Source organism: Pseudomonas tremae (assembly GCF_023278125.1).
GTDB lineage: Bacteria > Pseudomonadota > Gammaproteobacteria > Pseudomonadales > Pseudomonadaceae > Aquipseudomonas > Aquipseudomonas tremae.
Genome location: NZ_CP066270.1, coordinates 1,124,925 through 1,145,603, shown reverse-complemented (window position 1 = coordinate 1,145,603; position 20,679 = coordinate 1,124,925). Strand labels below are relative to the sequence as shown.

15 protein-coding genes are annotated in these 20,679 nt (G+C 59.0%); 12 read left to right on the top strand and 3 right to left on the bottom strand.

Features of this window, described 5'->3' with window-relative positions; all coding sequences use genetic code 11:
- Positions 1 to 49: 49 nt before the first annotated feature.
- The 8 genes from I9H09_RS05270 to I9H09_RS05235 all read left to right on the top strand — a co-directional run bounded on the left by I9H09_RS05270 (position 50) and on the right by I9H09_RS05235 (position 11,364).
- On the top strand, positions 50 to 1,558 hold the full coding sequence (locus tag I9H09_RS05270) for a sigma-54-dependent transcriptional regulator (protein ID WP_024671323.1): 1,509 nt from the start codon (positions 50 to 52) through the stop codon (positions 1,556 to 1,558).
- A 174-nt stretch (positions 1,559 to 1,732) separates the two neighbouring features.
- Complete coding sequence (locus tag I9H09_RS05265) at positions 1,733 to 3,463, top strand: PAS domain-containing sensor histidine kinase (RefSeq protein WP_005891401.1); 1,731 nt, start codon at positions 1,733 to 1,735, stop codon at positions 3,461 to 3,463.
- Entirely contained in the window at positions 3,448 to 3,834 is a 387-nt protein-coding gene (locus I9H09_RS05260) for a response regulator (RefSeq protein ID WP_005891398.1), read from the top strand. Before I9H09_RS05265 ends, I9H09_RS05260 begins: the two co-directional genes overlap by 16 nt.
- A 9-nt stretch (positions 3,835 to 3,843) precedes the next feature.
- Positions 3,844 to 5,961 carry a putative bifunctional diguanylate cyclase/phosphodiesterase gene (locus tag I9H09_RS05255; RefSeq protein WP_024691771.1) on the top strand — a complete coding sequence of 706 codons (2,118 nt, stop codon included), beginning with the start codon at positions 3,844 to 3,846 and terminating at the stop codon, positions 5,959 to 5,961.
- A 308-nt stretch (positions 5,962 to 6,269) separates the two neighbouring features.
- Positions 6,270 to 6,653 carry a glycine cleavage system protein GcvH gene (gene gcvH, locus I9H09_RS05250; RefSeq protein ID WP_024671326.1) on the top strand — a complete coding sequence of 128 codons (384 nt, stop codon included), beginning with the start codon at positions 6,270 to 6,272 and terminating at the stop codon, positions 6,651 to 6,653.
- Between the two features lie 10 nt (positions 6,654 to 6,663).
- Positions 6,664 to 9,528 (top strand): aminomethyl-transferring glycine dehydrogenase, encoded by a 2,865-nt coding sequence (gene gcvP / locus I9H09_RS05245; RefSeq protein WP_236502210.1) that lies wholly within the window; start codon positions 6,664 to 6,666, stop codon positions 9,526 to 9,528.
- 97 nt (positions 9,529 to 9,625) lie between these two features.
- Entirely contained in the window at positions 9,626 to 10,750 is a 1,125-nt protein-coding gene (gene gcvT / locus I9H09_RS05240) for a glycine cleavage system aminomethyltransferase GcvT (protein WP_122347557.1), read from the top strand.
- A 401-nt stretch (positions 10,751 to 11,151) separates the two neighbouring features.
- A complete protein-coding gene (locus tag I9H09_RS05235; protein WP_005891387.1) occupies positions 11,152 to 11,364 on the top strand; it encodes a cold-shock protein in 213 nt (70 codons plus the stop codon).
- 143 nt (positions 11,365 to 11,507) lie between these two features.
- Here the strand turns inward: I9H09_RS05235 and lptG are convergent, their stop codons facing one another.
- Together lptG and lptF are read right to left on the bottom strand one after the other, a co-directional pair.
- Complete coding sequence (gene lptG / locus I9H09_RS05230) at positions 11,508 to 12,569, bottom strand: LPS export ABC transporter permease LptG (RefSeq protein ID WP_024671328.1); 1,062 nt, start codon at positions 12,567 to 12,569, stop codon at positions 11,508 to 11,510.
- Positions 12,556 to 13,683: an LPS export ABC transporter permease LptF gene (lptF, locus tag I9H09_RS05225; RefSeq protein ID WP_005891384.1), complete on the bottom strand. Its 1,128-nt coding sequence runs from the start codon at positions 13,681 to 13,683 to the stop codon at positions 12,556 to 12,558. The genes lptG and lptF overlap by 14 nt, the downstream gene beginning before the upstream one ends.
- A gap of 317 nt (positions 13,684 to 14,000) precedes the next feature.
- Here lptF and I9H09_RS05220 point away from each other — a divergent pair, with 317 nt between their 5' ends.
- From I9H09_RS05220 to I9H09_RS05210, 3 genes are read left to right on the top strand one after another with little or no spacing between them, the layout of a single operon-like run.
- A complete protein-coding gene (locus I9H09_RS05220) occupies positions 14,001 to 15,491 on the top strand; it encodes a leucyl aminopeptidase (RefSeq protein WP_005891382.1) in 1,491 nt (496 codons plus the stop codon).
- A 59-nt stretch (positions 15,492 to 15,550) separates the two neighbouring features.
- Positions 15,551 to 15,979: a DNA polymerase III subunit chi gene (locus I9H09_RS05215; RefSeq protein ID WP_005891381.1), complete on the top strand. Its 429-nt coding sequence runs from the start codon at positions 15,551 to 15,553 to the stop codon at positions 15,977 to 15,979.
- Between the two features lie 7 nt (positions 15,980 to 15,986).
- Positions 15,987 to 16,439, top strand: a complete 453-nt coding sequence (locus I9H09_RS05210; RefSeq protein ID WP_005891380.1) for a hypothetical protein — start codon at positions 15,987 to 15,989, stop codon at positions 16,437 to 16,439.
- Between the two features lie 43 nt (positions 16,440 to 16,482).
- Here I9H09_RS05210 and I9H09_RS05205 read toward each other — a convergent pair whose 3' ends face one another.
- Positions 16,483 to 17,550, bottom strand: coding sequence for an RHS repeat-associated core domain-containing protein (locus I9H09_RS05205; protein ID WP_122324589.1), 1,068 nt, complete (start codon positions 17,548 to 17,550; stop codon positions 16,483 to 16,485).
- A gap of 169 nt (positions 17,551 to 17,719) precedes the next feature.
- Between I9H09_RS05205 and I9H09_RS05200 the strand changes: the two genes are divergently transcribed.
- Positions 17,720 to 20,566, top strand: a complete 2,847-nt coding sequence (locus tag I9H09_RS05200; RefSeq protein WP_122347558.1) for a valine--tRNA ligase — start codon at positions 17,720 to 17,722, stop codon at positions 20,564 to 20,566.
- The last annotated feature ends 113 nt before the right edge of the window (positions 20,567 to 20,679 follow it).

Here is a 20,679-nt window from a genome sequence, read left to right as displayed (position 1 = left end):
GCCACAAGGCATACTTGCCGCCCTCCCCTCTGCAAATCGTCATTGTCCCATGCGCATCCACGTCAGTTTCATCGACCGCGTCGGCATCACCCAGGAAGTACTGGCCATTCTGGGTGGGCGCAATCTGAACCTGGATGCAGTGGAAATGGTACCGCCGAATGTCTACATCGATGCGCCGACCCTCAGCCACCAGATGCTCGAAGAGCTCAAGGACGCGCTGTTTAGGGTGCGCGGCGTGGAAGCGATCACGGTAGTGGACATCCTCCCCGGGCAGCGCCGACACCTGCAACTGGACGCGCTGCTCGCGGCGATGACCGACCCGGTGCTGGCGCTCGACAGCGCCGGGCATGTACTGCTGGCCAATCCCGCGCTTATTGCCCTTATTGGTCGAGAACCTGCGGGCGAACCCATCGCCGAGCTGTTTGCCGACCCTGGCCTGCAAACGGCCTTGCTGGAAAACGGCTTTCGTCTGCCATTGCGCGAGATCACGCTCAACGGCGAAGCGCTGCTGCTGGACGCCACACCAATCACCGAAGCAGGCGCGCTGATTACCCTGTACCTGCCCAGTCGCATCGGCGAACGCCTGTCGGCGTTGCACCATGATCACGCCGAAGGTTTCGACGCGTTGCTGGGCGACTCGACCGCTATACGGACCCTTAAAGCCAGGGCACAACGGGTGGCAGCGCTGGACGCACCGTTGCTGATTCAGGGCGAGACCGGCACTGGCAAAGAGCTGGTCGCCCGCGCCTGCCACGCCAGCAGCGCCCGCCACGGCGAACCGTTTCTGGCGCTGAACTGTGCGGCGTTGCCGGAAAACCTCGCAGAAAGCGAATTGTTCGGCTATGCCCCCGGCGCCTTTACCGGGGCGCAGCGCGGCGGCAAGCCGGGGCTGATGGAACTGGCTAACCAAGGCACAGTGTTTCTCGATGAGATCGGCGAAATGTCGCCTTATCTGCAGGCCAAACTGCTGCGCTTTCTCAACGATGGCAGCTTTCGGCGCGTCGGCGGGGATCGAGAGGTGAGGGTCAATGTGCGCATCCTCAGCGCCACCCACCGCGATCTGGAGAAAATGGTTAGCGAAGGCACCTTTCGTGAAGACCTGTTCTACCGTCTCAATGTCCTCAATCTCGAGGTCCCGCCGCTACGCGAACGCGGCCAGGACATTTTGTTGCTGGCCCGCTACTTCATGGAGCAGGCCTGCGCCCAGATTCAGCGTCCGATGTGCCGCCTGGCGCACAGCACCTACCCTGCCCTGCTGGGCAACCGCTGGCCAGGCAATGTGCGTCAACTGCAGAACGTCATCTTTCGTGCTGCCGCGATCTGTGAACACACTCAAGTGGATATAGGCGACCTGGACATCGCAGGCACCGCCGTGGCTCGCCAGAACGACAGCCCGATCGACAGCCTGGAAAACGCTGTCGAAACATTTGAAAAGGATCTGCTGGAAAAACTCTACGCCGACTACCCTTCGACCCGCCAACTGGCAGCCCGCCTGCACACCTCACACACGGCCATCGCTCACCGGCTTCGAAAGTATGGAATATCCGGCAAGTCATAGTCGATTGATGCTCGACGGAAAAATACTTCCGAATAGATTCATTTAATTATCAAATCTGCCGATAGCGTTCTGGTATGGTCCATAAACCTCTTATCATCCATTTGAATGGATGTCCGTAGATGTTCTTGCGGCCGTTTTGGAAAACGGGGGTCATGTAGTTACGGGAAAGAACTAATGGAAAACCCGCCGCTCGACTACTCAACCGCCGAGCCTCAGTCTCGTGCCGAAAAAATCGTGGAGTCTCGCCGGCAGAAAACACTCATCAAGACGAGTGCCCTCCAGGACGCCATTTTCAACAGCGCCTATTTTTCCAGTATCGCGACCGATGAACACGGGGTCATTCAGATATTCAATGTCGGCGCCGAACGCATGCTCGGTTATCACTCGGAAGATGTGGTCGACAAGATCACCCCGGCCGACATCTCCGACCCTGCCGAGCTGATCATTCGCGCAGCTGCGCTTAGTCATGAACTGAACACCCCTATCACACCGGGCTTTGAAGCGCTGGTGTTCAAGGCTTCGCGCGGCATTGAAGACATCTATGAGCTGACTTACATCCGCAAGGACGGCAGCCGTCTGTCGGCCATGGTGTCGGTGACATCGTTGCGCGACAGTGCAGAAACCATCATTGGCTACCTGCTGATCGGCACCGACAACACTGCACGCAAACAGGAAGAAGAAACCCAGGCGTTGCTGGATCAGCGGTTACGCGACCAGCAGTTCTACACCCGCTCGCTGATCGAATCGAACATCGATGCACTGATGATGACCGACCCGCAGGGCATCATTTCCGACGTCAACAAGCAGATGATGGCGCTGACCGGGCGAACCCGGGATGAACTGATCGGCGCGCCCTGCAAGAACTTTTTCACTGACCCGGCAAGCGCCGACGCTGCGATCAAGCGCGTGCTCAGCGAACACAAGGTCAGTGATTACGAACTCACCGTACGCGCCTACGATGGCACCGAAACTGTCGTGTCTTACAACGCGGCGACCTTTCACGACCGTGACCGCAAGCTCAAGGGCGTGTTCGCCGCCGCCCGCGATGTGACCGAGCGCAAGCGTTTCGAGCGCACGCTGGAAGAAAAGAATATCGAGCTGGAACACGCCAGCCATATGAAGTCCGAGTTCCTGGCCACCATGTCCCATGAGTTGCGCACGCCGCTGAACGCTGTCATCGGCTTTTCAGAGGCACTCAAGGACGGCATGGTCGGCGACATGACCGACGATCAGCGACGTTACATTGGTGACATCTTCAACAGTGGCCAGCACCTGCTGTCACTGATCAACGACATTCTCGACTTGTCCAAGGTCGAAGCCGGCATGATGACGCTGGAGCTGGAGCCCGTCGATCTGGACGAATTGCTGAGCAACAGCCTGCTGATCGTTCGCGAACAGGCCGCGCTGCAACGCATTCAATTGAAGCTCGAGACCGACGCAGACTTCGGACTGCTCGAGCTGGACCGGCGCAAGACCAAGCAGATCGTTTACAACCTGCTGGCCAACGCCGTGAAGTTCAGCCAGCCCGGCGGCTGGGTGATCCTTGCGGTGCGTCAGGTGCCACGCTCGCAGGCAGGTGTTCTGGAAGGTGACTGGCCAACATACGGCTTCGAGCTGCCGAGCAGTGACAACGAGCATTTTCTGGAATTGAGTGTCAGCGACACTGGAATCGGCATCGCCCAAAGCGATATGAACAAGCTGTTCAAGGCTTTCAGCCAGATTGACAGCGGCCTGGCGCGCAAATTCGAGGGGACCGGGCTTGGCCTGGCGATGGTCAAACAACTGACCGAACTACACGGCGGCTGCGTCGCGGTCGCCAGCGTCAAGGATCTCGGTACGCGTTTTGTGGTCTGGCTGCCGATTCGCCCTCCTGCCAGCGAGGAAGCTCAATGGCCCAGATCCTGATTATCGAGGACAACGCTGCCAACATGCGCCTGGCCGAATTGCTGCTCAACAGCGCTGGTCATGGCGTGATGTGCGCGACGGACGCAGAAACAGGCCTCAAGCTGGCCCGCGAGCGTCAGCCGGACCTTATTCTGATGGACATCCAGTTGCCTGAAATGGATGGCCTGAGCGCGACTTTTCTGCTCAAGCAAGATGTTGCAACTGCGGCAATCCCGGTTATTGCCCTGACCGCAATGGCCATGAAGGAAGACGAAGAAAAAATCCGGCGGGCTGGCTGTAATGCCTACATCATCAAGCCCCTGCGTTATCAGGAGCTTTACCGGGTCATCGACGCCTTGCTTGAAAATCCACCCTCACGGCCAATCACCTGAGCACTCGTCATGACCCTACCCGCAGCAACCATCCTGATAGTCGATGATGACGTTCACGTCCGTGACCTGCTTGAGGTTCTGCTGCGCAATCAGCACTACGAGACGCTGACGGCGGAGTCAGGTGAGCAGGCGCTGGCCATGATCGACGAGCGAGCGCCCGACCTGATCCTGCTCGACATCATGATGCCAGGCATGGATGGCTACGAGGTCGCCAGCCAGCTCAAGGCCAGGAAAGGCACGGCCAACATCCCGATCATCATGCTCTCGGCGCTCGATGAGCAAAGTGCTCGTCTGTCAGGCCTGGAAGCAGGTGCCGAGGAGTACCTGAACAAACCGGTGGAAAGCGCCGAACTGTGGCTGCGCGTGCGTAACCTGCTGCGCCTCAAGGCGTTTGGCGACTACCTGAAAAGCCACAGCCTGATCCTTGAAGATCAATTGCAGCAGCGCACCATCGACCTGGAGCGCTTCCGCACAGTAATGGACGCGTCTGACGATGCTATTTTCCTGATCAATCGCAACACCATGAGCCTGATCGAATTCAACCGCAGGGCATGCCAGCTGTTGGGCTACTCCGCTGAAGAACTGTCGCACAAGACCCCTGCCGAGCTGGGCGAAACGTCCATGGAAAACCTGGAAGAGGTGTACGACCAGATCATTGCCGGCAAAGGCCCCAGCGAACCGCTCGAAACGCAGATCCGTGACAAAAGCGGGCGGGATGTCGAGGTGGAGATCCACCGCCAGGCCTATCGCACCGGTGAAGACTGGGTCATTGTCGGCATCGTGCGCGACATCACCCGGCGCAAGGAAAGCGATCAACGCCTGCTGACCATGGCCCATTACGACACGCTAACCGGGCTGCCGAATCGGGATCTGTTTTTCACCAGCCTGCAGATGGGTCTTACTCAGGCCGCCATCAGCCGCTGGAAGCTTGCGGCACTGACAGTCAATCTGGACGGTTTCAAGACCATCAACGAAACCTGGGGCCACGTTCTGGGCGATCAGGTGTTGCTGGAAGTCAGCCATCGTCTGTCGGATTGTTTGAATGCCAGCGATACCCTGGGACGCGTCGACGGCGACGAATTTGCCCTCATTCTGATGATCCGTGATGGCCAGACCGATACCCGACAGACACTTGAACGCATCCGCAAGGCCTTGCGCGTGCCCATCAAGGTCGAAGACCAGAGCATAGTCATGACCGCTAGCATCGGTATCGCCCTTTATCCGGAGGATGGCGAAGACGCCCGTGAACTGATCCGCCACGCCTACACGGCAATGAACAGCGCGAAAAAATTCGGCGTCGACAGCTATCGGTTCTACACCGCCCAAATGAACGCCGAAGTGTCGGCACGCCTGGACCTCGAAGCCGCGCTGCGGGATGCCGTGGAAAAAGAGGCATTCGAGATTGTCTATCAGCCCAAGCTCAACCTGGCTGATGGTCGTATCTGCGGACTGGAAGCATTGCTGCGCTGGCCGCGTCACGGGCTACCCGGCGTTTCACCTGCCGTATTCATTCCTGTGCTGGAAAACCTCGGCCTGATCGCTGAAGTCGGTAACTGGGTGCTCGACCGCGTCTGCGCACAGATTGCCCAGTGGCATCGCTCTGGGCTGGGGCTGTTTCAAGTGGCGGTCAACGTGTCTGGTCAGCAGATATCCAACAGCAGCCTGGTCGCCGACATACGCCTGGCGCTGACAAGGCACCAGGTCGAGCCGCAATGGCTGGAGGTAGAGCTGACGGAAAGCTCGCTGATGGAAAACACCTCACATACCATCGCCACACTGGAAACGCTCAGGGCCAGCGGCGTAAGTATTTCCATTGATGACTTCGGTACCGGCTATTCAAGTCTGGCTTATCTGCGCCGCTTCCCCATCGACAAGCTTAAAATCGATATCGCCTTCATTCGCGAAGTCACCAGCAACCCACAAGACGCAGCGATTGCAAAAGCGATCATCGAACTGGCGCACAGCCTGGCATTGAAAGTCATTGCCGAAGGGGTTGAAACGCCGGAGCAGCTGACGTTCCTGCGCGAAAACCGCTGCGACCAGATTCAGGGCTACCTGATCAGCAAGCCACTGCCACTTGCAGAGCTCGAAGCATTTTTGAGCAGGTCGGAAACACAGTTCGGCTAACGGCATCGTCAATCGTCAATCGTCAGGTGACGTGCTGGCCGGCCACATTCGCCGCCGGAACGAAACCGTTACGTCGTAATGATTTCATTCCAACACCCTGAGCTCCCCTCGTTTCAAGGCATTGATCGTGCAAGCATTTCCAGAGCGAACCAGCTGTAGCGATTTCGCTACAGCTCAGACTGCTCAGGCTTCCGGCTTTATACGCAAGCTCATGATTCAAAAAGAAAAAATAAATATGGCCGCGAAATTGCTAGCGTTAACTCATATTGCTCGCGTTCTGCGCGGGCCCTGTTCTTCGAGGAGTTTGTATGAGCGAGTTGCGATTCACCGTTGACCATGAATGGCTGCGTGCCGAAGCAGACGGCAGTATCACGGTAGGGATCACGCCCTATGCGCAGGAATCACTGGGCGACGTGGTTTTTGTGCAGCTCCCGGATTTGCAGACCTACACTCAACACGCCGAAGTATCGGTGGTGGAATCGGTGAAAGCCGCCAGCAGCATCAACATGCCACTGGACGGTGAAGTCGTCGAGGTCAATTCCGCGCTTGATGCTACGCCCGAGCTGGTCAATGAAGATGCTCTCGGTGCAGGCTGGTTCTTTCGCTTCATTGCGCAAGATGCCAACGCCATTCATGGCCTGCTGGATCAAGACGCTTACGACCGCCTGATCAAAGCCAACGCCGAAGCCTGAGGAGCGAGCCATGACTGACCGTATTCAACTGAGCACTGCCAACGAATTCATCGCCCGTCACATCGGCCCACGCGCCGAAGACGAGCAAGCCATGCTGCAGACGCTGGGTTTTGACTCCATCGAAGCCTTGAGCGACAGCGTGATCCCGGAAAGCATTAAGGGCACCAGCGTTCTGAACCTGCCAGCCGGGCAAAGCGAAGCTGACGCGCTGGCCTCGATCAAAGCCATTGCCGGCAAGAATCAGCTGTTCAAGACCTACATCGGCCAGGGTTACTACAACACTCACACCCCTGCGCCTATTCTGCGCAACCTGCTGGAAAACCCGGCCTGGTACACCGCTTACACGCCATACCAGCCAGAAATTTCCCAGGGTCGCCTGGAGTCCCTGCTCAATTTCCAGACGCTGATCAGCGACCTCACCGGCCTGCCGATTGCCAACGCATCGCTGCTCGACGAAGCCACCGCCGCCGCCGAAGCAATGACCTTCTGCAAACGCCTGAGCAAGAACAAGGGCAGCCAGCAGTTCTTCGCTTCCAGCCACTGCCACCCGCAAACCCTCGATGTATTGCGCACCCGTGCCGAGCCGCTGGGGATTACCGTCGTGGTCGCGGATGAAACCGAGCTGGGCGATGTCAGCGATTACTTCGGCGCGCTGCTGCAGTACCCGGCCAGCAATGGCGACATTTTCGATTATCGCGAACTGGCCGAGCGCTTCCACGCTGCCCACGCGCTGGTGGCTGTCGCCGCTGACCTGCTGGCCCTGACCTTGCTGACCCCGCCGGGCGAATTCGGTGCCGATGTCGCCATCGGCAGCGCCCAGCGCTTTGGCGTGCCACTGGGCTTTGGAGGACCGCATGCGGCCTATTTCTCGACCCGCGATGCGTTCAAACGCGACATGCCGGGCCGCCTGGTCGGCGTGTCGGTAGACCGTCATGGCAAACAGGCTTTGCGCCTGGCCATGCAGACTCGCGAGCAACATATTCGTCGTGAGAAAGCCACCAGTAACATCTGCACCGCGCAAGTGCTGCTTGCCAACATCGCCAGCATGTACGCCGTCTATCATGGCCCGCGTGGCCTGACACAAATTGCCAACCGGGTTCATCAGTTGACTGTGATCCTGGCTAAGGGCTTGAGCCAGCTGGGCTTCAAAGCCGAGCAGGCGTTCTTCTTCGACAGCCTGACCCTGCACACCGGCAACAAAACCGCTACCCTGCACGCTGCCGCCCGCGCCCGACACATCAACCTGCGCGAGATCGACGACCAGCACCTGGGCCTGTCGCTTGACGAAACTACCTCGCAATCGGCTGTCGAAGCGCTGTGGGAGATCTTCGCCAGCGATGGCCAGACACTGCCTGACTTCTCTGTATTGGCTGAAAGCGGCCTGTCGCGCCTGCCCGCAGCCCTGCTGCGCAAGTCGGCAATCCTCAGCCACCCGGTGTTCAACCGCTATCACTCCGAAACCGAGCTGATGCGCTACTTGCGCAAGCTGGCGGACAAGGACCTGGCGCTGGACCGCACCATGATCCCGCTGGGCTCATGCACCATGAAGCTGAACGCCGCAAGCGAAATGATTCCGGTGACCTGGGCCGAGTTCGGCAACCTGCACCCGTTCGCACCTGCCGAGCAAAGCGCCGGTTATCAACAACTGACCGATGAGCTGGAAGCCATGCTCTGCGCAGCCACCGGCTATGACGCCATTTCGCTGCAACCCAATGCCGGTTCGCAGGGTGAATATGCCGGCCTGCTGGCCATTCGCGCTTACCACCAGAGCCGTGGCGATGAACATCGCGACATCTGCCTGATCCCGTCGTCGGCCCACGGCACCAACCCGGCGACCGCCAACATGGCCGGCATGCGCGTGGTGGTAACCGCCTGCGACGCACGCGGCAACGTCGATATCGAAGACCTGCGCGCCAAGGCAATTCAGCACAGCGAACAGCTTGCGGCCATGATGATCACTTACCCGTCCACCCACGGCGTATTCGAAGAGGGCATTCGCGAAATCTGCGGCATCGTTCACGACAACGGCGGCCAGGTCTACATCGACGGCGCCAACATGAACGCGATGGTCGGCCTGTGTGCACCGGGCAAGTTCGGTGGCGATGTGTCGCACCTCAACCTGCACAAAACCTTTTGCATCCCCCACGGCGGCGGCGGACCGGGCGTTGGCCCGATCGGCGTGAAATCGCACCTGGCACCGTTCATGCCCGGCCATGCACGCATGGAGCGCAAGGAAGGCGCGGTATGCGCGGCACCGTTCGGCAGTGCCAGCATTCTGCCGATCACCTGGATGTACATCCGCATGATGGGCGGCGAAGGCCTCAAGCGTGCCTCGCAGCTGGCGATCCTCAACGCCAACTACATCTCGCGTCGCCTGGAAGAACACTACCCGGTGCTGTACACCGGCACCAACGGCCTGGTTGCGCACGAATGCATCCTTGATCTGCGGCCGATCAAGGACAGCAGCGGCATCAGTGTCGATGACGTGGCCAAACGCCTGATCGACTTCGGTTTCCATGCTCCGACCATGTCGTTCCCGGTTGCCGGAACATTGATGATCGAGCCGACCGAGAGCGAGTCCCGAGAAGAACTGGACCGTTTCTGCGACGCCATGATCAAGATCCGTGAAGAAATCCGCGCGGTCGAGAACGGCTCGCTGGACAAGGACGACAATCCGTTGAAAAACGCGCCACATACTGCCGCAGAAATCGTCGGTCAGTGGAGCCATCCTTATAGCCGTGAACAGGCGGTGTACCCGGTCGACTCGCTGATCGAGAACAAGTACTGGCCTCCGGTCGGGCGTGTCGACAACGTGTTTGGCGACCGCAATCTGGTCTGCGCCTGCCCGTCCATCGAGAGTTATCAGGAAGCTTGATCGCCCCGCTGCCCGCTCGAACCCTTCCTGCCTGATTCATGGGCCTGAGAAGCGCAAGCGGGCAATGCGGCATGGCCCGTCTACCAAGGAATTGAACATGTCTACTGAAACCCTGTTGACCACGCCTCTGCATGCCCTGCACCTCGAACTCGGCGCCAAAATGGTGCCTTTCGCTGGCTACGATATGCCGGTTCAGTACCCCGCTGGCGTGATGAAAGAACACCTGCACACTCGCGCTCAGGCCGGGCTGTTCGATGTATCGCACATGGGTCAGATCCGCCTGAGCGGCGCCGATGCCGCCAAATCGCTGGAAACCCTGGTGCCCGTGGACATCATCGACTTGCCGGTCGGCATGCAACGCTACGCTATGTTTACCAACGAGACCGGCGGTATTCTCGATGATCTGATGGTTGCCAATCTCGGCAACGATCAACTGATGCTGGTGGTCAACGCCGCCTGCAAGGATCAGGACCTTGCTCACCTGTGCAAGCACCTGGCAGGTCATTGCAAGATTGAGCCGCTGTTCGAGGAGCGTGCCCTGCTCGCGCTGCAGGGTCCGGCCGCTGTGACCGTTCTGGCACGCCTGGCCCCCGAGGTCGCGGGCATGACGTTCATGCAGTTTGCCAGTGTCAAGCTGCTGGGCATGCAATGCTACGTCAGCCGTTCGGGCTACACAGGCGAAGACGGCTACGAGATTTCGGTCCCTGCGGAACACGCTGAAACCCTCGCCCGGTGTCTGCTGAAAGAGCCGGAAGTAGCACCGATCGGTCTGGGCGCGCGCGATTCCCTGCGCCTGGAAGCAGGTCTGTGCCTGTATGGTCATGACATGGATGCGCAAACCTCGCCGATTCAGGCCAGCCTGCTGTGGGCAATATCGAAGGTGCGACGCGCCGACGGCGCGCGCGCTGGCGGTTTTCCGGGCGCCGAACTGATTTTTGCCCAGCAAGCCAACGGCGTGGATAAAAAACGTGTCGGCCTGCTGCCTCAGGAACGCACGCCAGTCCGGGAAGGCACGCAAATCGTCGATGAGCAGGATTCGGTTATCGGTACGGTGTGCAGCGGTGGCTTCGGGCCAAGTCTCGGCGGCCCGTTGGCGATGGGTTACCTGCACAGCGATTACACAGCGCTGGATACACCTGTCTGGGCGATGGTGCGCGGCAAGAAAGTGCCCATGCGGGTTAGCAAAATGCCTTTCGTTGCGCAGCGTTACTTCCGCGGCTAAATAAAGGCGTCAAAAAAACAGCTCTGTGAATGTCAGCAACTTCGCTGTTTCCAGCACTCCCGCCACTCGGAAACAGCACATTAAATAGATGAAGAACGCACCTATAAAGTGCAGAAAGTTATATCGATTTTCTGAATGCACTGTATGAGTGAGCGCCTGCTCACCGCGCCAAAGCCCCGGAAACAGGGTCCCGGAGCGGTAAACATCAGGGACTTGTTTTTGTAACTGAAGTTGGCGTAGAGTTTCCGGACTGTGTTTGCATGGGTCGCTGAATCTGGGCCTGGGCAGTAGCTCTAGGTTGCTACAACCCGCTCTACGTTTCTTACTTCCTGCAACCAGCCCCAGTGCTTTCTCGCGTGAGAAAGGCTGTCACTAATTAAAGCGTCAAAGGAAATAAGACAATGGCTGAACGTCAGAGCGGTACCGTCAAGTGGTTCAACGACGAGAAAGGTTTCGGTTTCATCACGCCTGAGAGCGGCCCGGATCTGTTCGTACACTTCCGCGCTATTCAGGGCAACGGCTTCAAGAGCCTGAAAGAAGGCCAGAAAGTGACCTTCGTTGCCGTACAGGGTCAGAAAGGCCTGCAGGCTGACGAAGTACAGGCTGAAGGCTGACTCCTACTCAGCTTCGGCTACACACAAAAGCCCTTGGCATTGCTGCCAAGGGCTTTTTTATGGGTGCAATCTGTTCTCTACGCACGTAACAGGCGCCTATGAAAAAGCCGACTTGATGTCGGCTTTTTCAATCCTGCCGAACGTTACCCGGCGCGACGCAGCAACAGCAAGCCGGCCAGCGCACACGCCGCGGCAGGCAGCAGTACCGCCAGCAACGGCGGGAAGCCGAACAACAGACTCGATGGGCCGAGCAGGTCCTGAATGATGCGGAAAGTGAAACCGACCACAACACCGGTGAACACCCGCTGCCCCAAGGTGACCGAACGCAGCGGGCCGAAGATGAAAGAGATCGCCATCAGAACCAGCGCCACGGTCACGGCAGGCTGCAAGACCTTGGTCCAGAACGCCAGCCAGTAACGGCCATTGCTCAGCCCCTGATCGGCCAGATAGTGGGCGTAGCTCCAGAGCCCGCTGATCGACAGCGACTCGGGTGGCATGATCACGGTGCTCAGCAGTTGCGGGCTGAGCGACACATCCCAGCGCTCTTCCGGTGTATTGATGACTTGTGTGCTGCCTTCATTGAAATGCGTAGTGCTGACGTCCTTCAATTCCCAGTAGTCGGTCTTGAAATGGGCCTCTTTGGCGAAGCTCGAGGTCAGCATGTGGCGCTGGTCGTCGAAGCGGTAGCGCGTCACACCCAGCATCAGCCCGTTGGGCTGCACGGTATTGATGTGAATGAACTCGTCACCCTGACGATGCCACAGACCATGCCTTGCGCTCTGCGCATCACCCGAGCCCTGAGCCAGCGAACGCGCTGCCTGAGCCTGGTTTTCAGCGTAGGGCGCTACGTACTCGCCTACCAGCACGCCGGCAACCATCAGGAACAGCATCGGCTTCATGACCGCCCAGACAATACGCCCGATGGACACACCGGCGGCACGCATGATGGTCAGTTCGCTGCTGCTGGCCAAAGAACCCAGACCGATCAGGCAGCCGATAAGGGCTGCCATCGGCAGCGTGTCATAGACGCGCCGTGGTGCGGTCATCAGGACGTAGCTGAGAGCATCCGCAAGCGTGTAGGTGTCATTGATATCGCCCATCTCGTCGATGAAGGCGAACAGCGAAACCAGTCCCAGAATGATCCCCAATACCGCAAGAATCGCCAGAAATACGCTTTTACCGATGTACCGATCAAGCTTGACCACGAGTCACCTCCGTGACACTACGACGACTCGCCATCTTCAGACGCAGAGGCTCCCAATAGAACAGCACCAGACCAATGCACAGGTAAATGGCATGCACCCACCACATGCCGAGGCTGAGCGGCAGCTTGCCCTTCTCGAGCGAGCTGCGTACCGAGATCAGAATGGCCAGATAAGACATGTACAGAAGGATGGCCGGCAGCAGCTTGAGGTAACGGCCCTGACGCGGATTGACCCGTGACAGGGGAATCGCCATCAGCGTCACAATGAACACTGACAGCGGCAACGAAATGCGCCATTGCAACTCGGCCACGTTACGCGGCGTGCTGCTGCCGAACAGTTCGCTGGTCGGGATGGCTTCGCGGTCGGTGATTTCTTCACTGATTTCAGGCTTGGGCAACGCCGCGCCGTAGGTGTCGTACTTGACCACGCGATAATCGGCAGCGCCCGGATTGCCGTCGTAGCGATAGCCGTTTTCGAGGATCAGGAAACGACTGCCATTGGGCTGGACCTCTTGGTGGCCCTTCTCGGCGACCAGCACGGTGATGCCGTTGTCCTTGCTCTTGTCGCTGGACATGCGCTTTTCGGAAATGAACACACCGCCCAGTTGCGAACGGTCTTCCGACAATTCTTTGGTGTAGGTGATACGCGTGCCGTCACGCAGCGCCTGGAAGCGGCCCGGTACCAGCGTATCGAACTCGGTCATGGCGTCCTGCTGATTGATCAGCAGCGAAAACTGCGTAGCGCCCTGCGGTGCCAGGCTGAAACTCAGCCAGGCGACCACCAGCCCGACCAGCGCAGCCGGCCCCATGGTCATGGCGAGCAGACGCTGCTGGCTCATGCCGGTTGCGGCCAGCACGGTCATTTCGCTTTCCAGGTACATGCGGCCGTAGGCCATCAGGATTCCGAGGAACAGGCCCAACGGCAGGATCACCTGCAGAAAGCCCGGCAGGCGAAAGCCCATGATCATGAACAGCACGCCCGGATCAAGCGCACCGGAAGCGGCTTGCGCCAGGTACTTGATGAAGCGCCCGCTCATGATGAACACCAGCAATACGGCGCTGATCGCGCTCAGGGTAAGCAGCACTTCTCGGGACAGATAACGGAAGACAATCAAACCAGACACTCCAGAGTTGTCAGGCTCAGGCAGCCAAACAGGGAAAATTGTGAGCCACGGCAACCAGAAATTCACGCCGGCAAAAGGCGTGGGCATCAAAAAATATGCGGCATTATCCTGTGAATGTACGTTTCTGTCACTGCGCACCGGGGATAGTTCGCAGATACACGTAAAGCAGCCAGCTTTGCGGGGTTGTCAGCAGTCATGCAGCGGGGTCAAACTGCAAGGCTTATCGCAGGCATCGCCTCTGAAACACATCGGCCGTGCAGCGTACGTCATTCATACAGCGATTCTCATCGCCTACTCGGGGACCCCACATGGAATTGGTTGTTAAAAGCGTAAGCCCAGAAACCTTGAAAACCGCAACGCTGGTGGTCACCGTCAGTGAAAGCCGGGTGCTGGCCGGTACAGCGAAGACTGTCGACATCCTCAGCGGCGGCGCCATTTCCGCAGTCCTGAAGCGTGGCGATCTGGCGGGCAAATCCGGCCAGAGCCTGTTGCTGTCCGGGCTGCCTAACATCAAGGCAGAACGCGTACTGCTGATCGGCACCGGCAAGGACGGCGACCTGTCGGACCGCCAACTGAAGAAAGTCGTCGGCAGCGTCCTGACGTGCCTTAAAGGCCTGGGCGGCAGTGATGCTGCGATTGCTCTCGATGACCTGTCCGTGAAAAACCGCGACACCTACGGCAAGGCTCGCTTGCTGGTCGAAGCACTGGCAGATGGCGAATACGTCTTCGACCGTTTCAAGACCCAGAAAGCCGAAGCCCGTCCGTTCAAGAAAATCACCTTGCTGACTGACAAGGTCAGCGTGGCTGATGTCGAGCGCGCGGCCACTCATGCTCAGGCGATTGCCACCGGCATGGCGCTGACCCGCGACCTGGGCAACCTGCCGCCGAACATCTGCCACCCGGTCTATCTGGGCGAAGAAGCCAAGGCGCTGGGCAAGGCGCACAAGAATCTGAAAGTGGAAGTCCACGACGAGAAGAAACTTGCCGATCTGGGCATGGGCTCGTTTCTCGCAGTGGCCCAGGGCAGCGCCCAGCCACCTCGCCTGATCGTCATGAACTATCAGGGCGGCAAGAAAGGCGACCAGCCTTTCGTGCTGGTCGGCAAAGGCATCACCTTCGACACGGGCGGTATCAGCATCAAACCCGCTGCCGGCATGGACGAGATGAAGTTCGACATGTGCGGCGCTGCCAGTGTGTTCGGCACCCTGCGCGCCGTACTCGAACTGAAACTGCCGATCAACCTGGTGTGCATTCTGGCCTGCGCCGAGAACATGCCAAGCGGCACCGCCACGCGACCGGGCGACATTGTCACCACCATGAGCGGCCAGACAGTCGAAATCCTCAACACCGACGCCGAAGGCCGTCTGGTGCTGTGCGATGCACTGACCTACGCCGAACGTTTCAAGCCACAGGCGGTGATCGATATCGCAACCCTTACCGGCGCCTGCGTGGTTGCATTGGGCGGCCATACCTCCGGCCTGCTGGGCAATAACGATGCGCTGATCAATCAGTTGCTCGACGCGGGCAAGCTCGCGGATGACCGTGCATGGCAACTGCCGCTGTTCGACGAGTATCAGGAACAGCTGGACAGCCCGTTCGCCGACATCGCCAACATCGGTGGCCCGAAAGGCGGCACCATCACCGCAGCCTGCTTCCTGTCACGCTTCACCAAGGCTTATGACTGGGCTCACCTGGACATCGCCGGCACTGCGTGGCTGAGCGGCGGCAAGGAAAAAGGCGCCACCGGGCGTCCGGTTCCTCTGCTCACTCAATACCTGATCGACCGCGCAGGCGTTTAAGTAAAGCAACCCTGGCGTATCGGGCTGCCCCCTGATACGCCACAGGTTCCGGACCGCACATGACCCAAGTCGACTTTTACATTCTGCCCAGCGCCGATCCAGCAGCGCGCCTGGACTTTGCCTGCAAGCTCACGGAAAAGGCCTGGCGCCTGGGCCACAAGGTTTATCTGCATTGCAGCAATGCAGCGCAGCGTACCGACCTTGATGCCCGGCTCTGGCGTTTCAAGGGCGAAGTGTTCCTGCCCCACGGCGACGCCGAGAGCGATCACGATGCCGCAGTGGTGCTGGGCCTGGGCGATGACTCGGGCACGCATCAGGACCTGCTGATCAATCTGGACCTGAACATTCCGGCGTTCTTCAACCGCTTTGCCCGCGTGGCCGAAGTGGTTGTCGAAGACCCGGCCATACGCCTTGCCGCACGCGAGAGTTTCCGTTCCTACCGGGAACGAGGCTATCCTCCGCAAGATCACCGACTGCAGCGTCTTTGAGGACACGATGGACACTTCAAAAAAAGCTGAATCCGCGCATTTGCTGGACGACCTTGAATCGATCCGTCAATTGCTCGGCGAAGACTCCACTCATTCCACCCTGCCGAACGACCCCGCTCGCTCTGAAGGCCAGATCCCGCTGCTGTTCGACGTGGTCGGCGCCCGCTCCGACACCGCGCATCAACAGGACTTCGACGAAGACGATATTCCGACCCTGACGCTTGATGCGCCTGATGCGCAAGTCGAGCAAGTGCAGCAGGCTCAACAGGCATCCCCTGCCCCCCAGCCTCAAGCGCTGCCCAATCCCGATGCGTTGCTGCATCTGGATAACGAGCTGCGTGCCGCTGCGCAGTTGATCATGCAGGATGTGATCGACGACTTCGCCCCGCACATCGAAAACGAAATCAAGCGGCGGCTGGAGGCAAGGCTGGAGCGGCTGTTGGCGCAGCAGCAGAAGTAAAGGGGTGGTCAGGAATCCGGAACACACGCGCGCAGAGATTCTATCAGGGAGAGTTCAATGCGGTGCGGATCTCGGCTATCCGCTGGCCCGCACCTGCTTCATGATTGATGAGTGCACCCCATTCATTGCGCAACTGTTTATATTCGGCCATTTGCCGAGTGATTTGTGCCAGTTTTTCAGGAGCAGCTGCCTGAAAGCGCTGGGCACGCTCTAAAGCGCGCGTAGCCTGCAGCTCGCTGGCACCTGTCACTCTCGCCATGTCATCAAGAATGGATTGTGTTCGACGATCAACACTCTGGATTTCTTCGCTTATTCCTTGCTTGATGTTGGCCGCTGCGCGTTTGAACTTTGCTTTGAATGCGTCATTTTTGAACACGCCGGTCGAAATGCCCATCTTGCTTTTCAAAACATTATGAATTGCAAACAGTGCGTTTGGATCAGTCACATCGATTGGCCAGCGGTCCACAGCCCCAGATACTCGCCTCCCCATCGCCTTGGATGTTAAAGACAGGTTGACCAAATCTTTGGACGTCAGTTTTTTGAGTATGCTTCTGAGCGGCAAATCCGGTAAGCCCAATAGCCCGGCGTGCCCATCAGGATCACTCCTGTTCACCGGATCGCCCTGACAATACCCATATGCATTCATGCCTCCCCGCCCGAATGGGCTCAGGCTGTCCGGGCTATTGAACCGCATCAGCACCGGATTGAAAGCCCGATAGCCGTTACCCAGCAAGTAATGCCCGGTCACAGGGTCCGGGCGCTCTCCGTTGAAGCCCGACATGGGGCTGCTCTGCAAGCGATGTCCATAAGGGCTATAGGCCAGCGAATGCTGCCCCTGCGAACTCACCGCTTGCAGCACAGTGCTTTGCAGGTCGGTGCCCAGCAGTTCCAGACGGGCGCTTGTGCCGCCAGTCTTATACTCTGCCAGCAAGTGTCCTTGGCTGTGAAATACACGACGATGCACCGCGCCCTGTATCTCGACGGTCAGACGGTTCTTTTGATAAAAGCGTGACACTGCGCCCTTCACCCCGGGATCAACTACGGCTATCCGGTCCAGCGCGTCGTAGCGATATCGACACAGTATGCGGCTGCTTTCAGGTGTCTCGTTCATGGCGGTGTGCGCCCGGCAATCAAAGGTTTGAATAGCGGATAATGCTCCCTCGCCCACTCGCCGCCTACTGACAGATCTGCCAGTTGTGGCCCGGCGCTTATGGCTTGTCGCTTGCCGTCAGGTCTATACTTACCGGTTTCCGAATCAATGCCACAGGTTCCCGCCGCGCATGGACAAGACTTACCAGCCGCACGCCATCGAAACTTCCTGGTATCAGACCTGGGAGTCCGAGAATTACTTCGCTCCGCAAGGCGTGGGTGACTCGTACACCATCATGATCCCGCCGCCGAACGTCACCGGCAGCCTGCACATGGGCCACGGTTTCAATAACGCGATCATGGACGCGCTGATCCGTTTCCGTCGCATGCAGGGTCGCAACACGCTGTGGCAACCGGGCACCGACCACGCCGGTATCGCCACGCAGATGCTGGTGGAGCGTCGTCTCGAAGCTCAGGGCGTGAGCCGCCATGAGCTGGGCCGCGAGAAGTTTCTCGACAAGATATGGGAATGGAAAGCCGAGTCCGGTGGTAATATCAGCCGTCAGATCCGCCGCCTGGGTTCGTCCGTCGACTGGAGCCGTGAACGTTTCACGATGGACGACGGCTTGTCCGAGGCCGTGAAAGAGGCGTTCGTGCGCCTGCATGAAGACGGTCTTATTTACCGTGGCAAGCGTCTGGTCAACTGGGACACCAAGCTGCACACGGCGATCTCTGACCTCGAAGTGGAAAACCACGATGAAAAAGGTCACCTGTGGAACCTGCGCTACCCGCTGGCTGATGGCGCAAAAACCGCCGAAGGCCTGGATTACCTGATCGTCGCCACCACCCGTCCGGAAACCATGCTGGGTGACGCGGCCGTTGCCGTGAGCCCGCAGGACGAGCGTTACCAGGCCTTGATCGGCAAGTTCGTCGAACTGCCACTGGTAGGCCGTCGCATCCCGATCATCGCGGATGATTACTGCGACCCTGAATTCGGCACCGGCTGCGTGAAAATCACCCCGGCCCACGATTTCAACGACTACGAAGTCGGCAAGCGCCACAACCTGCCGCTGCTGAACATTTTCGACAAGAACGCCGCCGTTCTCGCGGTAGCCCAGGTGTTCAACCTTGATGGCACACTGAACGAAAGCGTCGACGGCAGCCTGCCTGCGGCCTATGCCGGTCTGGATCGTTTTGAAGCGCGCAAGCAGATTGTCGCTGCGTTCGATGCTGCCGGACTGTTGGTCAGCGTTGATGACCACGCCCTGAAGGTGCCGAAAGGCGACCGCTCCGGCACCATCATCGAACCGTGGCTGACCGACCAATGGTACGTGTCCACCAAGCCATTGGCCGAGCCTGCGATTGCTGCTGTCGAGGACGGCCGCATCGCGTTCGTGCCCAAGCAGTACGAAAACATGTACTTCTCGTGGATGCGTGACATTCAGGACTGGTGCATCAGCCGTCAGCTCTGGTGGGGCCACCGCATTCCGGCCTGGTATGACGAGTCCGGCAAAGTCTATGTCGGTCGTGACGAAGCCGAAGTTCGCGCCAAAAACAACCTTGGCCCGGAGATCGCGCTGCAGCAGGACAACGACGTACTCGATACCTGGTTCAGCTCGGGCCTGTGGACGTTCTCCACGCTCGGCTGGCCGGAAAAGACCAAGGCACTGGAAACCTTCCACTCAACCGACGTGCTGGTTACCGGCTTCGATATCATTTTCTTCTGGGTCGCCCGGATGATCATGCTCACCATGCACCTGGTGAAGAACAAAGACGGCACGGCGCAAGTTCCGTTCAAGACTGTTTATGTGCACGGCCTGGTACGTGATGGCCAGGGCCAGAAAATGTCCAAGTCCAAGGGCAACGTCCTCGACCCGCTGGACATCGTTGACGGTATCGACCTCGAAACCCTGGTAGAAAAGCGCACCAGCGGCCTCATGCAGCCGCAACTGGCGAAGAAGATCGAGAAGCAGACCCGTCAGGAGTTCGCCGACGGCATAGCCAGCTACGGCACCGACGCGCTGCGCTTCACCTTCTGTTCGCTGGCTTCCACCGGTCGCGACATCAAGTTCGACATGGGCCGCGTCGAAGGCTATCGCAACTTCTGCAACAAGATCTGGAACGCCGCGCGCTACGTGCTGGACAAGGGCGAAGACTGCGGCCAGAACGGCGAAGCTGTCGAACTGTCGCTGGCTGATCGCTGGATCATCTCGCAACTGCAGCGCACCGAAGCCGAGGTGACCCGTCAGCTGGATCAGTTCCGTTTCGACCTCGCGGCGCAGGCGCTGTACGAGTTCATCTGGAACCAGTATTGCGACTGGTATCTGGAGCTTTCCAAGCCTGTGCTGTGGGACGAAACCGCGCCGGTCGAACGCCAGCGCGGCACGCGTCGCACGCTGGTTCGCGTGCTGGAAGTCGCGCTGCGTCTGGCGCACCCGTTCATGCCGTTCATCACTGAAGAAATCTGGCAGCGCCTTGCGCCGCTGGCCGGCGTGCAAGGCAAGACCATCATGCTGCAAGCCTGGCCGGTGGCCAACGAAGCACGCATTGATCAGGCTGCCGAGGATGACATCGAATGGCTCAAGGGCCTGATGCTCGCCGTGCGTAACATCCGTGGTGAAATGAACATTGGTCCGGGCAAACCGCTGCAACTGTTCCTCAAGAACGTCAGCGCCGAAGACCAGCGTCGCCTGAGCGAGAATGACTACCTGCTCAGGAAGCTGGCCAAGCTCGAGTCCATGACTGTGCTGACCGATGGTGCCGAAGCGCCGTTGTCCGCCACCGCTCTGGTCGGTGACATGGAAGTGCTGGTGCCAATGGCCGGGTTGATCGACAAGGGCGCCGAACTCGCACGCCTCGACAAGGAAATCCAGCGCCTGCAGGGTGAAGTGCAGCGTGTGGGCGGCAAGCTGTCCAACGCAGCCTTCGTCGACAAGGCGCCGCCTGAAGTGATCGCCAAGGAACGCGCCAAGCTGGCCGAAGCCGAACAGGCTCTGGGCAAACTGGCCGAGCAGCACGCACGCATCGCCAGCCTGTAAGGTGGCCAGACAAGCCAGCCCATAATATGGGCTGGCTTTTTGTTATCTGAAGTTTCTCTACTGACTTATTCTCGAGCAAGGCGTATTACCGGCTTGCTCGAGAATAAGCCGGA